Raw genomic sequence first — 14,996 nt, forward strand, 5'->3', positions numbered from 1 at the left:
CGGGTCGCCTTCTTGGTTGGCTTCAGGATAGGTGCGGATTTTCGTCGAGGGCCAATCCCAATCGGGTATGAACCTATGCGCGTTCGGCACGGATCGATGCGGATATCGGGATGTGCAACCGATTGCGCGGCGCTTTCCGTGGTATCCGCAGGGGCGAGGTCGAGGCGCGGGGCGGATTCGATGCGCGATCGGGCTCAATCCATGCCTGCGTTGGATCGGTCCATAGGCGAATTGACTTAGACCTGGTGAGCGACGGCCTCTAGCGTCCCTTCACCCACGCCGACGTCAGATCGGCTTATCAGGGAAGGGGACCAAGGATGACCGAAGCCGCCAAGCGGACGCGCGTGCGTTGGCTGATCATCACGGTTCTCTTCATCATCACCACCATCAACTACGCCGACCGCGCGACCTTCTCGATCGCGGGCCAGTCGGCGTCGAAGGAGCTGGGTCTGGACCCGGTGGCGATGGGCTACATCCTGTCGGCCTTCGCCTGGGCCTACGTCCTGGGCCAGATTCCCGGCGGGGCGCTGCTGGACAAGTTCGGCTCCAAGACGATCTACGTCATCTCGCTGGTGGTCTGGTCGCTGTTCACCGCCCTGCAGGGCCTGGCGGGCTTCTTCACTGGTCTCATGGCCGCGAGCCTGCTGTTCGCCATGCGCTTCGCTGTCGGCCTGGGGGAGTCGCCCTCGTTCCCGGCCAATGCCCGCATCGTCGCGGCCTGGTTCCCGGGCTCGGAGCGCGGCACGGCCTCGGCGATCTTCAACTCGGCGCAGTACTTCTCGCTGGTCGCCTTCGCGCCGCTGATGGGCTGGCTGGCCCATAGCTTCGGCTGGCGCTCGGTGTTCTGGGTGATGGGCGGCGTCGGCATCGTCGCCGCCATTGCTTTCGCCAAGCTGATCCACAGCCCGCTGGCCCACCCGGCCGTCAACAAGGCCGAGGTCGACTATATCGAGGCCGGCGGCGGCCTGGTGCGGATGGAAGAGAAGAACGCAGCCAACGGCGCGGCCTTCAACTGGGCCAACGTCAAGCAGGTGCTGACCAATCGCATGCTGCTGGGCGTGTATCTGGGCCAATACTGCATCAACGTGCTGACCTATTTCTTCGTCACCTGGTTCCCGATCTACCTCGTGAAGGAGCGCGGCCTGTCGATACTGCAGGCGGGCTTCACCGCCGCCTTGCCGGCGCTGTGCGGCTTCGCCGGCGGCATCCTGGGCGGGATGATCTCGGACGGCCTGCTGAAGAAGACCGGCAATCTGGACATCGCCCGCAAGACGCCGCTGCTGCTCGGGATGGTGCTGGCCACCTGCATCATCGTCTGCAACTACGTCGAGCAGGAGTGGCTGGTCATCGTGATCATGGCCGCGGCTTTCTTCGGCAAGGGCGTGGCGTCGCTGGGCTGGGCGGTGGTGGCCGACACCTCGCCCAAGGAGATGGCCGGCGTCACCGGCGGCATCTTCAACACCTTCGGCAATGTCGCCGGCATCGTGACGCCCATCGTCATCGGCTACATCGTCAAGGCGACCGGCTCGTTCGACGGCGCGCTGATCTTCGTCGGCGCCCACTGCGTGATCTGCATCCTGGCCTATTTCCTGATCGTGGGGAAAATCCAGCGTCTGGAACTGAAGGCCGTCTGAGCATGACCACCCGTCGTTCCGTTTTGGCCGGCGCCTCGGCCCTGGTCTTCGCCGCCCTGGCGCGTCCGGCTTCGGCCGCGCCGATCGCCACCGTCTCGACGCCGATGGCGCCGCCCGAATGGGCTCTGCTGCAACGCGAACTGCTGAAGGCCAACGAAGAAGCCTGTCAGGCCTTCTTCGCCCGCTATTTCGACGAGCGCGGCTGGTTGCGGGCGGTCGAGCGCTGGGGCGCCAATGACGGTCCCGACGACGCGATCGAGAACGTCAACGACTGGCCGACCCTCCATGCGCTGGGCGGCGGCGACAGCCTGCTGGCCATGGCCAAGAAGGCCTTCGACGGCAATGTCGCCCAGTACACGGCCGCCAAGACCAAGGACGTGCCGTTCGCCCGCGAGGGCATGTACTACCGCGAGTTCCCGGTCATGACCGACTGGCAGCACCTGTCCGAAGGGCTGTCGGTGTTCAACCTGCTGGCGCTGTCGGATCCCTATGACGCCAAGTACCGCGACAGGGTGAAGCGCTTCTCGGGCTTCTATACCGGCGAGGACAAGGCGGTCGCCAACTACGATCCCAAGCTGAAGATCATCCGCAGCATGATCACCGGTAGCAAGGGTCCGATGCTGCGTCCGGCCACGCCCCTGGACTGGGCCGGTGACCGGTTCGACCCGACGAACTTCTTCATGGAGCACGGCGAGGACACCTACGAGCAGACGCTGCACCACTACGACGAGTATGGCGACGTGGTCGGCGATGCGCCGCTGAACCTGCAGGCCACCAGCCTGGTGCTGAACGCCTACATGCTGGACCACGAGCCGAAGTACCGCGACTGGATCGTGTCGTATGTCGACGCCTGGATCGACCGGGCCAAGGCCAATGGCGACGTCCTGCCCAGCAAGATCGGCCTGGATGGCAAGATCGGCGGACCCAAGGGCCAGTGGTGGAGCGGGACCTACGGCTGGGGCTTCTCGCCGCTGGTTCCCCAGACCGGCAAACGCGAGGATCGCAACCGCGTGCCGCGCGCCGTGGTCGGCTTCCTCAACGCTTATCTGCTGACCGGCGACGACAAGTATCTCGACGTCTGGCGTCGCCAGAACGACGTCATCAACGCCCAGAAGAAGACCATCGACGGCAAGGTCCAGACCCCGCGCATGTATGGCGCCAAGGGTTGGTACGGCTATGCGCCGGGCGAGTACCGGCTGAACGGCCTCGAGATCTGGTACATGTCGCAGAAGGCCAGCGACCGCGCTCGCGCCGCCGAGCATCCGTGGCTGAACTATCTGGATGGCAAGGACGCCGGCTTCCCGACCAAGGCCCTGCGTGGCGACCTCGAACGGGTCCGCGCCCGCGCCCAGGCCCAGCGCGACGACAAGACCACGCCCGACACCCGCCTGGCCGACGCGGCCCTGGACATCAATCCGGCCAGCGTCACGGCGCTGATCCACCTGATGGAAGGCGGCATCCAGATCGCCCGGCCGCCATGGTCGGGCACCTCGCCGGCCCAGGGCGGGGCGCTGCACTACACGCGCCTGCGCTGGTTCGATCCCGAGCGCCGCCGCGCGGGCGTCCCGCAGGATGTTGCGGCCCTGGTGGAGAAGTTGGGTGAGGACGAGACGCTCGTCACCCTAGTCAACACCAACCAGGTCGCGTCGCGCACCGTGACGGTGCAGGGCGGCGCCTATGCGGAGCACCAGATCCTGAGCGCGGCCGTGGGCGAGGGGACGGCGCAACCGGTCGATTCCTCGGCATTCACCCTGCGCCTGGCCGCCGGCGCCGGCGCGCGGCTCACCTTGAAGATGAAGCGCTATACGAACGCCCCGACCCTGACCTTCCCGTGGGACAGGGTCTAACGACCTTCGGAGGGATCGATGATCGGTGTTGTCCTGGCGCTGGCGCTCACCCAGGCGCCTGATCCCAAGCCGATCGCGGCCGTCGCCGCCGGCGGTCCGGCCAACACCGGCGGCGAGACCACACTGCTCTTGGTCGATCGCGAGGCCGACGACGAGGCCCAAGGTTCATTGCGATGGGCGATCGCGACCAGCAACACCGAGCCCGGCCGCTACCGCATCGAGATCGCCGTCCCGACTATCGTGCTGAAGTCGGCCCTGCCGCCGATCAAGGGGCCGGTGAGCATCGAAGGCCGAGCTTTCTTGCGCTCAGGCGGTCACAACGTCGTCGATGGCTCGGGCTACCTGCCGCGCGATTTGAAGTCCTGCCCCGGCATGGTCCCGGGCCAGTACGGCACCAATGTGCGCACCGCCAGCAATCCAGGTTTCGCTCTGGTCGATACCAAGGGCGTGACCCTGCGCGGCTTGGAGATCCGCAACTTCTGCATTGGCGTGCTGATCCTGCGGACCTCCAACGCGGTGGTCATCGACAACCGCATTGTCCGCAACATCGGCGGCGCGGGCGTCATGCTCAGCGGCGACGACGGCAAGGGCGGCTCGACCTCGAACACGACCCTGGACAACAAGGTGCTGCGCAACACCTTCTTGGAGAACGGCGACGGCTTGGAGCTGACGCGCGGCGCGGCCTTCAACCTGATCGCCGACAATGTCTTCGACGGCGGGATCGACAATCTGGAGCCCTCGCAGGGCATCGAGATCCTGTGGGGCAACGACAACACCGTCGTGCGCAACCGCTTCACGCGCTACTCCGACGGCCTGCAATCCAACTGGGGCGCGCGCAACTATGTCGGCGCCAACGTCTTCGAGGGCAACGCCTTCGGGATCAGTCTGACCGGCGCGAGCAACATGGTCGTGGGCAACGAAATCCGCGGCAACGGCGTCGGCATCGCGGTGCGGCCCGAGGCCAAGGTCGCCGCCAACCGGATCAGCCAGAACGTGATCGCCGGCAACGGCCTGCCCATCATGCGCTGCTCAGCGGGTGGCTCCTGCGATCCGAAGCTGGCCCGAGGCGGCATCGTCGTCGGCCCGCCGGGCCTGGAGCACGGCAGCTTCGTCGGCTCGCGCGGCATGGGCGTGGTGTTCGACAAGGCTGGGGCGGCCGTGGTCTGCACGGGCAAGGACGATCCGGCGACCTGCCACGCACCGCCGCAGTTCGGCTTGCAGCCGCCGAACTTGACCTCGGTCCGCGTGACCGCCGGCAAGGTCGCCGTGAAGGGCGTCCTGCAAGGCCCGCCCGAGACCTCGGTCACCGTCGAGGTCTTCGCCAGCAAGGCCGGGACAGCCGAGGGCGAGCGCTATCTGGGCTCGATCCAGGCCGTCACCGACGCCAGTGGCAAGGCGGCCTTCACCGGTCAGGTCGACGGCGCGGCGGCCGGCTCGGCCATCACCGCCACATCCACTACAGCGGCGGGGGCGAGCTCGGCGTTCTCCAAGCCCGCCAGCCTCCGCTAGGTCCCTTCCTTCAGGAACGGCGCGGCCGAGAACAGCTCGCGCTCTTCCTTGCGCGGGTCATCGACCATCTTCGAGGTCTCGTTGAACAGCAGCGTCGGCCGGCGGGGCAGGGTGTACTTCTCCCACGCCGGGATCGCCGCGTTGTTCGGATCGCCCGTGCGCGCTAGAGCCACGAACGCTGCGCTCATTTGATCTCGGACCTTTTGGGCCGCTGGCCCGGTGCCCGTCTTCGACTCCTTGGCGTCCAGCGTGCCGAACACCAGCGGGATGTCGTAGGTGTGGTAGGCGCCCATCTTCGGGTCGGTCTGGGCGCCGAAGTCCAGCTGATACATCCAGGCCGGCGCGCCGATCTTGGCCCGCTGCTCCGCCTGGATGAGATGGCCCGGCCATGAGCGGCCCGCCGTGGTGATAGCGAAAAAGCAGTCCGACGGGCTGTAGTTCGGATAGAGCAAGCGGTACTTGGCGACCAGATATTCGGGCGACATGTCCAGCACCAGCTCGTTGTCCAGCTTGCCCGGCAGTTCCTCCCAGGTCAGGGCGAAGTTCTTGGGATCGCCGCCCAGGAAGGCCTTGGTCTCATCGTGGGTGTTGCCGATGATCATCGGGATGTGGCCGCTCTCGCGCGGGGCGTCCGGATAGAACGGATGGCGGGCCAGGACGCCGTGGTCCAGCACCGACCAGAAGATGATATTGCCCTTGCGCTCCAGCGGATCGCGCATCTTCAGCGCATCGACCAACTGGGCGGCCGGCAGGGTCTTCAGTTTCTCGACCTCGCCGGGCTTGAGACCCAACTTTTCCATGAACGCCTTGGCGCGGATCGTGGCGTGGATCGGGCCCATGGCCGTGACGTGCTGGCCGCTCATGGTCGCGACCTTGTGGTAGAGGCCCGCCGCGCGCGGCATGGCCATCAGGGTCACCACCTTGCCGCCGCCGCCCGACTGGCCGAACGTCATGACGTTGCCGGGATCGCCGCCGAACGCCGCGATGTTGTCGCGCACCCACTCCAGGGCCAGGATCAGGTCAAGGTTGCCGACATTGCCGCTGTCGGCCAGCTCGGGCCCGCCCAACCGCGCCAGATAGCTGTAGCCGAAGCAGTTCAGCCGGTGGTTCACCGTCACCACCACCACGTCGTAGGTCTTGGCCAGCCAGGTGCCGTCGTAAAGCGGGCTCGACCCCGAGCCGTTCGCGTGGGCCCCGCCGTGGACGTAGAACATCACCGGCCGCTTCTTCCCGTCGGCCACGCCGGGTGTCCAGACATTGAGGAACAGGCAGTCCTCGCTGGTCCCTTCGTCGGCCTTGGTCTGCGGGCTGGCCGCTCCGTAGGCGAGGGCGTCGGCGATCCCTTTCCAGGGCTGGGCCGCCTGGGCCGGCTGGAACCGTCGTGAGGAGGTGTCGGCCCCATAGCGGACGCCCTTGAAGACCTTGATCCCGTCGACCTCGGCCCCGCGTACCCGGCCGGCGTTGGTGGTCGCCACGGGCGCGGCGCGACCGGCGGCGTTGACGCGCGTGGCGGCGGCCACGGCCAGGGTTCCGGCCAGCACGGCGCGGCGATCGAGGGTCATGAACGTCTCTCCCAAGTCTCTTGTCGTTGGGTCTTGGCCCGCCGGGAGAGGACGCGTCAGCGCGCGCCGGACTCCGAAGGCGGGGCCTCGGCCAGGCAAAGGTCGATGAAGGTCTGCAGGATCGGGCTCTCGTTGTCCTTGCGCCAGGCCATGTACAGCTCGACCGGCCGGTCGGGCGTGGTCGCCACGGGCCGGAACTGCACGTCGTCGAAGTGCAGGCTCATGGCCGCCTCGGGCACGATCGCCGCGCCGAGGCCCGCATGGACCAGGGCCAGCATCGAGTGGATCTGGGTGACGTGCTGGACGTAGTTCGGGGCCACGCCGTTGGCGTCGAACAGCGTCGTCAGCATGTTGTAGAAATAGCCCGCGCCCTCGGGCGAATACATGATCAGCGGGGCGGCGTCGAAGTCGGCCAGGGTCAGGGTGGCCTTGGCCAGGCGCGGGTCACCGGTGGGCAGGGCCGCGACCAGGGGCTCGGACAGCACGCGGGCGGTGGCGAACTCGGCCCGCTCCATCGGCGGACGCACCAGGCCGATGTCGATCTGGCCGGTCAGCAGCGCCTCGACCTGCTCGCGGGTGACCATCTCGCGCAGGGTCAGGTCGGCGTTGGGTAGCCGGGCCGTGGATCGGATCACCAGCTGCGGCAGGAAATTGTAGCCCGAGGCGGCCGTGAAGCCGATGGCGATCTGGCCGGCGTCGCCGCTGGCGATGCGGCGGGTGGCCAGCGCCGCGCTCTCGGCCAGGCGCAGGATGCGGCGGGCTTCCAGCAGGAAGGCGCGACCAGCGGGGGTCAGGCGCACATTGCGGCTGGTGCGGTCCAGCAGGGTCACGCCCAGGATCCGCTCCAAGAGCTGGACCTGCCGGCTCAGCGGCGGCTGGGTCATGTTCAGCCGCTGGGCCGCTCGGCCGAAATGCAGCTCCTCTGCCGTGGCCACGAAGCAGCGCAGCTGACTCAGTTCGAACATCGGAAAACGCCCATCGACGACACCCTGGAGGCGTGAAGCTAGACGCTCGTTCGGACCGATCGCCAATGTCTTCTTGCCAGGGAGAGGCGTGAAGGCGTTCATCGCGTGCGCAAAGCGGGTCGATGCGTCTGAAGCATCGACCCCTTTGATCCTAGCCGTTGGCGGCGCGGCGCTGGTCGCCGGCGGTGGCGCCCGCGATCAAGCCTTGCAGTTCAGCGAACTCAGCGGCCGTCAGTTCGGTCAGCGGCAGACGCACCGGGCCGGCGTCGCGGCCGATGGCCTTCATGCCGGCCTTCACGATCGAGACCGCATAGCCCTTACCCTTGTTGCGCAGGGTGATGTACGGCAGCACGAAGTCGCGCAGGCCGGCCATCACGGCCTCACGGTCGCGGGCGCGGACCGACTTGTAGAACTCCAGCGCCCATTCCGGCATGAAGTTGAAGATGGCCGACGAATAGGTCGTCACGCCCATTTCCAGATAGGGCAGGGCGAAGGTCTCGGCTGTCGGCAGGCCGCCGATATAGGTCAGGCGGTCGCCCATGCGGGCATAGACCCGCATCATCAGCTCCAGATCGCCGACGCCGTCCTTGAAGCCGACGAGGTTCGGATTGCGCTCGCACAGCTTCTCGAGGGTGTCCTCGTTGATGATGGCGTTGTCGCGGTTGTAGACGATGACGCCCAGCTTGGTGGCCTTGCAGACCGCCTCGATATGGGCGGCCAGGCCCTCCTGCGTGGCGTTGGTCAGGTAGGGCGGCAGCAGCAGCACGCCGTCGGCGCCGGCGGCCTCGGCGTCAGCAGCCAGGTCGGTGGCGATGGCCGTGCCGTAGCCGCAGCCGGCGATGACCGGGATCTTGCCGTTGGTCTCGGCGACGGCGGCGCGGACCACCTGGCCGACTTCCGCGGGGCGCAGCGAGAAGAACTCGCCCGTGCCGCCGGCGGCGAACAGACCGGCCAGCTCGCGCTCCAGCATCCAGCCGCAGTGCTCGCGGTAGGGCGCTTCCAGGAACTGGTGATCGGCATCGAAATGGGTGACGGGGAACGACAGCAGGCCGCCGCCGAGCTGGCGGGCCATTTCCGTCGGCGACATTCGGCTCATGAAGTCCTCTCCGAGCGGCGGCCCTCGCACCGGGTCATTCCCAGGGGGCCGCTTCTTGATCATCACGGTAGAGGGGGCGGCCGGCGGGGTCTAAACCAAAGGCGCTATCGATCTATGCGGGAATTGGTTTGATCCGACCCGCGCCTAATCGCCCCTCAGCACCGGCGCGGGGCGTTGCGACAGCGCCAGGCTGGCGGCGATCAGCCCGCCCAAGGTCGCCAGACCCGTCGCGCCGGCCAGCAGCACCAACACCCCGCTCCAGTCGACGCTCCAGCTGGCCTCGAACACCTTGACCACCACCGGCCAGGCGGCGGCGAAACCGAACGCCACGCCGGCCGCGCCCGCGATCAGGCCCACCGCGCCGTATTCGATGACGTAGGCGATCAGGATCTGGCTCCGTGTGGCGCCCAGCACCTTCAGCGTCGCGGCCTCGCGCGCCCGAGCCCGCGCCCCGGCGGCGATAGCTCCGGCCAGGACCAGCAGGCCCGCCAGGCCCGCCACCGCCGCCGCACCGCGCACGGCCAGCGCCAAGCGATCGAACAGGGCCGCCGCCGCGTCCAGCTGCTCGCGGACGCTGATCACGTTGACGCCCGGGAACACCTCGCCGAGCTTACGGGTCAGGGTTGCTTCCTGCGTTCGGCTCAAGCGCGCGATGGCGACGCTGCGTAGCTCCGCGCCCTCCAGCGTGGCGGGGTTGAAGATCATATTGAAGCTCGGTCCAAAGCCGCCAAAGTCGATCTTGCGCAGCACCGCGACCTTGGCCTCGATCTCGCGGCCCAGCACCAGGACGGTGATGGTGTCGCCGACCTTGAGGTCGGCGGCCTGGGCGATCTCGGCGCTCAGCGCGACCTTGGGCGGACCCGCGTCGTTGGCGGGCCACCAGTGGCCGGAGACCACGCCGGCGCTCTTAGGCTCCTTGGCCAGCAGCGACAGGCTGAGGTCGTTGTCGAACGCCCAGCGCTCGGAGCTCTTGATGGTCTTCACATCGACCGGCTTGCCTTTGAGGGCGATGATCCGGCCGGTGGCGAAAGGCATCCGCAGATAGGCGTCCTCGCGCAGCGGGCCGATGACGCCGGCCACCGTGGTGTCGAAGGCGGCCGCGCGGTCGCCGGGAATCTCGGTGAAGACCATGGCTGGGGCGGTGCGCGGAGCCACGTCGCTGACCTGGGCCAGCAGCGCCGACTGGATCAGCACCACGCAGGCCAGCAGGGCCACGCCGAGACCGATGGCCGGACTGGCGGTCCGCGCCGCCGAGCCGGGGCCGGCCAGGTTGGCGAGGCCCAGCTTGGCGGGGCCGCGGGTCAGACCGCGCAGGCGTCCGGCCAGCCAGGCGGCCGAGCGGCCCAGCGCGGTGAGCAGCCCGAAGGCGACGGCGACGCCGGCGATCATGATCGCGGCGGCCAGCGGCGTCGGAGCGGTGGCGACGGCCAGGGCGGCGAGGCCAAGGCCGGCGACGGCCGCGCCGATGGTTTCCAGGCCTAGCGGCAGGCGGGCCTTGGGCGCGCGGCGGAAGAGGGCCGAGGGCGGGGTGACCCGGGCTCGCGCCAATGGCACCAGCGAGAAGGCCGCGGCCGCCAGCACGCCGAACAGTCCGGCCTTGGCCAGCGGCAGGGGATAGACCTTGAACAGCGCCGGGATCGGCAGGTTCGAGCCGGCCAGTTGGCCCAGGATCAGCGGCGCGACGGCCCCAACCGCGAGGCCGATGGCGATGCCCAGCAGGGCCAGCACGCCGATCTGGATCAGGTGCAGGTCGCGGATCAGGCCGCTCTCGGCGCCCAGGGCCTTCAGCACGGCGATCGCCGGTTCGCGGGTCGACAGATAGGCCGAGACCGCGCCGGCCACGCCCAGGCCGCCGGCCACCAGCGAGGCCAGGCCGATGAAGCCCAGGAAGTATTCCAGCTGGTCGATCAGCCGCCGCGCGCCGGGGGCGGCGTCCAGGCGGTCGCGGACCCGCAGGTGGGCCTCCGGCAGCGCGGCCTGCACCGTCTTGCCGATGGCGCGGGGATCCTCACTAGGCTTCAGCGCCACGCGGACGGTGCGGCTGGTGAGACCGCCGGGCGCCAGCAGGCCGGAGCGCTCCAGCATCTCGCGATGGACCAGCACGCGCGGGGCCATCGAGAAGCCGCGCGACAGGCCGTCGGGCTCGCTGATCAGGCGGGCGCGCACGACCAGGGTCATGGGGCCGGCTTCGAACCGGTCGCCGATCTTCAGGTGCAGGCGATCCAGCAGCGCCGGCTCGACCGCCGCGCCGGGCAGGCCGTCGTGGTCGGCGAGGGCGGCACCCAGGTTCTGGGAGCCTTCCAGTTTTACCGTTCCGGCCAGCGGGAAGCGTCCGTCGACGCCGCGCAGGCTGACCAGGCGGCGTTCGCCGCTGGGGGCCTGGGCCATGGCGCGGGCCACGGCGGCGTAGGTGGTGACGCCCAGCTTGTCGAAGGTCGCGCGTTCCTTGTCGGTGAAGTCGCGGTTCTCGACCGAGAACGACAGGTCGCCGCCCAGGATCTCGCGCGCCTGGCTGGCCAACCCGTGGCGGAAGGCCTCGGCGGTCGAGCCGGCGGCGGCGATGGCGGCCACGCCCAGCGCCAGGCAGGCCAGGAAGATGCGGAAGCCGCGCACGCCCGAGCGCAGCTCACGGCCGGCGAGGCGGAAGGCGAGGGGCCAAGAAACGAAGGGAGTGTTCACGAGGCGATGCGCCCGTCGGCCATCCGCACGATGTGGTCGGCGCGGGTGGCCAGACTCGGATCGTGGGTGACCATGACCAAGGCGGCTCCGACCTCGGCGACCAGGTTGAACATCAGGTCCGCCACCGAGGTCGCGGTCGCGCCGTCGAGGTTGCCGGTCGGCTCGTCGGCAAACAGCAGGGCGGGGCGGGCGGCCAGGGCGCGGGCCAAGGCCACGCGCTGCTGCTCGCCGCCCGACAGCTGGTGGGGATAGTGCGTCAGGCGGCCGGATAGGCCGACGCGGCCCAGCCAGTCGCGGGCGGTGGAGAGGGAGTCGCGCGCGCCAGCGATCTCCAGCGGCGTGGCGACGTTCTCCTCGGCGGTCATGTTGGGCAGCAGGTGGAACGACTGGAACACCAGCGCCGCCCGGCCACGGCGCAGGCGGGCGCGGCCGTCCTCGTTCAGCTTGGACAGGTCCTGGCCGAACAGGCGCACGGTCCCGGCGGTCGGTTCCTCAAGCCCGGCCCCGACCGCGATCAGCGACGACTTGCCCGAGCCCGACGGCCCGACCACGGCCACACGCTCGCCGGCGTTCACCGTCAGATCGACGCCGCGCAGGATGTTCACGGGTCCAGCGGAGGAGGGCAGGGTCAGGGCGACGGCGTCGAGAACGAGAGGCGAGGCGTCGTCGGTCATGGTGTTTCCTGCGAGGCCGGTCCTTGTTCGGCCGGCAGCCTGACTACATAGGAAGGCATGAGCCTGACCGCACAGCGTTTTCCCGATCGCCGCCGAATTTTGCTCGGCCTGGGCCTTTTGCCCCTCGTAGCGGCTGCGCCGAAGCCGCAGATCGTCACCGTCTTGGGCGACTCGATCACGGCGGGCCTGGGCCTTCCAGCGCGTGACGCCATGCCGGCCCAGCTGCAGGCCGCGCTGGGCAAGCTAGGGGTTTCGGCCGTCGTCCGAGCGGCCGGCGTCTCGGGCGACACCAGCGGCGGCGGGCTCGCGCGGGTTGGGTTCAGCGTCGCCGCCGACACCAAGGTCTGCGTGGTGGCGCTGGGCGGCAACGACCTGCTGCAAGGCGTCGAGCCAGCCCAGACCAAGGCCAATCTGCGCGGCATCCTCCAGAAGCTCAAAAGCCGGGGCATCGGCGTGGTGCTGGTCGGCGTCGGCGCGCCGCCGAGCATCGGGGCGTCCTACGCCCGCGAGTTCAACGCGCTCTATCCCAGCCTGGCGAAGGAGTTCGGGGTTCCGCTCTACGCCAACATCCTGGCCGGGGTGGGCGGCAACCAGACCCTGTTGCAGCGGGACGGCATCCATCCCAACGCCATCGGCGCCAGGAAGATCGGCGAGGCCCTGGCTCCCGTCGTCGCCAAGGCGCTCAAGAGCCGATGAAGCCCCCGTCCCATTGAAGGCGGCGACCGCAATGGGTAGCAATGAAGCTCATACGTCGATGGGAGGCGAATCGCGGTGCGCGCGACGATCAAGGACGTTTCGGCTCGCGCCGGCGTTTCCACCAAGACCGTTTCGCGCGTCCTCAATCGCGAGAAGTACGTCTCCGACGAGGTGCGCGCGCGCGTCGAGGAAGCGATCGAGGCGCTGGCTTTCCAGCCCAGCGCCGCGGCGCGGATGCTGGCGGGCAAGCGCAGCCACCAGATCGCGCTGATCTACGACAACCACAGCCCCCACTACATCCACCAGATCCAGACCGGCATCTGGGAGCGCTGCATCGAGGAGGGGGTGCGTTTGCTGGCCCAGCCCAGCGACGCGGCCTCGTCGACCTTGGCGGTCGAGATCGGCGGGCTGATCGACCAGACCCAGGTCGACGGGGTGATCCTGTCCTCGCCGGTCACCGACAATGTGGCGGCGCTGGAGGAGCTGGACCGCCGGGGCGTGCCCTATGTGCGGATCTCGCCGGGCACCGATCATGGCCGCAGTCCGTCGGTGTCGATGGACGACGTCCAGGCCGCCGACGACATGACCAGCCACCTGATCTCGCTGGGTCACAAGCGGATCGGCTTCATCATCGGCCACGTCAATCACACGGCCAGCGACCTGCGCCTCTACGGCTACCGCCGGGCGCTGGATCGCGCGGGGCTGCCTTACGAGCCGCGCTATGTGCGCCAGGGCTTCTTCGACTTCGCCTCGGGCGAGGCGGCGGCCGACGCCATGCTGGACCTGCCGATCCCGCCGACCGCGATCTTCGCCAGCAATGACGACATGGCCGCCGGCGTGCTGACCGTCGCCCATCGGCGCGGCATCGCCCTGCCGGGCGAGCTGTCGGTGGCGGGCTTCGACGACACGGCCCTGGCCAGCCAGCTGTGGCCGCCTTTGACCACGGTGCGCCAGCCGACCCGCCAATTGGCCCATGCCGCCGCGAGCCTGCTGTTCGAAGGTGTCGAAGGTCCGGTCAACCGTCGCCTGGCGCACGAGCTGGTGCTGCGGGGATCGACCGCGCCGCCTACCAAGGCGTAGGGCTAGTGGTGGATCACGAAAGCGGCGGCCGCCACGCTCAAGCCTAGAGCCAGGATCGTCGCGACCACGATCGCCAGCAAGGGTCGCCAGCCGGTCTGGGTCAGGGACTGCATGTTCGAGCGCACGCCGGTGGCGGTGACCGCGCAGGCCAGCAGGGCGGTAGCGCCCTTGCCGGCGGCGTCGGCGGCGACGTGGGGGATCAGGCCGAACGAGTTGATCGCCGCCACCCCGAAGAAGCCGATCACGAACCAGGGTAGGACAGGCGTGGAAATCTTGGCGTCCTGGTCCTTGGGCAGGAACAGGGCGACCACGGCGAGGGCCGGGGCCAGCAGGGCGACGCGGGTCAGCTTGACGATGGCGGCGGTCTCGCCGGCGGGTTGCGAGAAGCTGTAGCCGGCGCCCAGGGCCTGGGCGACGTCATGGATCGAGGCGCCGAGCATGAAGCCGGCCTGCAGGTCGTTGAAATGCAGGTGATGCGCGATGGCGGGATAGAGCGCCATGGCCACGGCGCTGCAGGCCGAGATGCCGACCAGCACCAGGGTCAGCTGGGCCTGTTGGATCCGCTTGTCGCCCAGCAGGCTGGCGAAGGCCATGGCCGCCGAGGCGCCGCAGATGGCCACCGCCCCGCCGCACAGCGCGCCGAAAGCCGGCGAGAAGCCCATCCGCCGCGCGGCGAGCACGCCGCAGCCTAGGGTCAGGGCGACGATGACGACGATCGAGACCAGGGCTTGCGGGCCCAGCTGGGCGATCTGTCCGAAGGTGACACGGGCGGCCACCAGCACGATGCCCCAGCGCAACAGGGTGCGCGAGGCGATGGTCAGGCCGGGCTCCAGCCGCGAATCGACGCTGAGGAAGTTCATCGACAGGCCGAACAGCAGGCACATCAGGGTCAGCGGCGCGCCGTAGTGGTCCGACACATAGGCCGCGGCCAGGGTCGCCAGGCCAGCGACGGCCAATCCAGGCGCGTAAGCGGTGATCCGAACCATCATTCTCCCCGAAACCTAGCTGATTAGCCGGTTTAGCGCCTGCGGTCTTGTTCTGACACCGTTATCATATTTGCGGACATGGGCAAGTTGGTCGTGATTTCGAGAATGTGGCGATATATGAGAATAATTACGTTATTTCAGCAAGTTGACTGAAATTTAGCGTCGAGCGGTCGTGACTCTGCGCGTGGGGATCGTCGAAAAATCACCGTTGTCAGCCGTTCAAACGTGCGTAATATGACAACGATGACATACCTCGACACACCTCCAC

The 14,996-nt window shown here is 68.6% G+C and carries 11 protein-coding genes; 5 read left to right on the forward strand and 6 right to left on the reverse strand.

Annotated features, from left to right (window positions below):
* Positions 1-317: 317 nt before the first annotated feature.
* Genes AC07YH_RS05610 through AC07YH_RS05620 form a run of 3 tightly spaced genes read left to right on the forward strand, consistent with a single transcriptional unit; the run spans position 318 to position 4,990 of the window.
* Positions 318-1,634 (forward strand): MFS transporter, encoded by a 1,317-nt coding sequence (locus AC07YH_RS05610; RefSeq protein WP_494746026.1) that lies wholly within the window; start codon positions 318-320, stop codon positions 1,632-1,634.
* Between the two features lie 2 nt (positions 1,635-1,636).
* The gene (locus tag AC07YH_RS05615; RefSeq protein WP_494746027.1) at positions 1,637-3,481 is read left to right on the forward strand and encodes a DUF8034 domain-containing protein; all 1,845 of its coding nucleotides are present in this window, start codon (positions 1,637-1,639) and stop codon (positions 3,479-3,481) included.
* An 18-nt stretch (positions 3,482-3,499) separates the two neighbouring features.
* Entirely contained in the window at positions 3,500-4,990 is a 1,491-nt protein-coding gene (locus tag AC07YH_RS05620; protein ID WP_494746028.1) for a right-handed parallel beta-helix repeat-containing protein, read from the forward strand.
* On the opposite strand, the gene AC07YH_RS05625 is transcribed toward AC07YH_RS05620, so the two are convergent.
* The 5 genes from AC07YH_RS05625 to AC07YH_RS05645 all read right to left on the reverse strand — a co-directional run bounded on the left by AC07YH_RS05625 (position 4,987) and on the right by AC07YH_RS05645 (position 11,966).
* The gene (locus AC07YH_RS05625) at positions 4,987-6,552 is read right to left on the reverse strand and encodes a carboxylesterase/lipase family protein (RefSeq protein WP_494746029.1); all 1,566 of its coding nucleotides are present in this window, start codon (positions 6,550-6,552) and stop codon (positions 4,987-4,989) included. The two genes, AC07YH_RS05620 and AC07YH_RS05625, sit on opposite strands and share 4 nt — an antisense overlap.
* Positions 6,553-6,608: 56 nt before the next feature.
* Complete coding sequence (locus tag AC07YH_RS05630) at positions 6,609-7,517, reverse strand: LysR substrate-binding domain-containing protein (protein ID WP_494616465.1); 909 nt, start codon at positions 7,515-7,517, stop codon at positions 6,609-6,611.
* Between the two features lie 151 nt (positions 7,518-7,668).
* A complete protein-coding gene (gene kdgD / locus AC07YH_RS05635) occupies positions 7,669-8,613 on the reverse strand; it encodes a 5-dehydro-4-deoxyglucarate dehydratase (RefSeq protein WP_494746030.1) in 945 nt (314 codons plus the stop codon).
* A gap of 144 nt (positions 8,614-8,757) precedes the next feature.
* The gene (locus AC07YH_RS05640; RefSeq protein ID WP_494746031.1) at positions 8,758-11,292 is read right to left on the reverse strand and encodes an ABC transporter permease; all 2,535 of its coding nucleotides are present in this window, start codon (positions 11,290-11,292) and stop codon (positions 8,758-8,760) included.
* Complete coding sequence (locus AC07YH_RS05645) at positions 11,289-11,966, reverse strand: ABC transporter ATP-binding protein (RefSeq protein ID WP_494746032.1); 678 nt, start codon at positions 11,964-11,966, stop codon at positions 11,289-11,291. The genes AC07YH_RS05640 and AC07YH_RS05645 overlap by 4 nt, the downstream gene beginning before the upstream one ends.
* 57 nt (positions 11,967-12,023) lie before the next feature.
* Between AC07YH_RS05645 and AC07YH_RS05650 the strand changes: the two genes are divergently transcribed.
* Both AC07YH_RS05650 and AC07YH_RS05655 read left to right on the forward strand, forming a co-directional pair.
* Positions 12,024-12,662, forward strand: a complete 639-nt coding sequence (locus AC07YH_RS05650) for an arylesterase (RefSeq protein WP_494746033.1) — start codon at positions 12,024-12,026, stop codon at positions 12,660-12,662.
* A 75-nt stretch (positions 12,663-12,737) separates the two neighbouring features.
* Positions 12,738-13,742 (forward strand): LacI family DNA-binding transcriptional regulator, encoded by a 1,005-nt coding sequence (locus AC07YH_RS05655; protein ID WP_494746034.1) that lies wholly within the window; start codon positions 12,738-12,740, stop codon positions 13,740-13,742.
* Between the two features lie 2 nt (positions 13,743-13,744).
* Here AC07YH_RS05655 and AC07YH_RS05660 read toward each other — a convergent pair whose 3' ends face one another.
* A complete protein-coding gene (locus tag AC07YH_RS05660) occupies positions 13,745-14,728 on the reverse strand; it encodes a YeiH family protein (protein ID WP_494746035.1) in 984 nt (327 codons plus the stop codon).
* Positions 14,729-14,996: the final 268 nt, after the last annotated feature.

This window comes from Caulobacter sp. GW456-12-1-14-TSB4 (genome assembly GCF_059424195.1).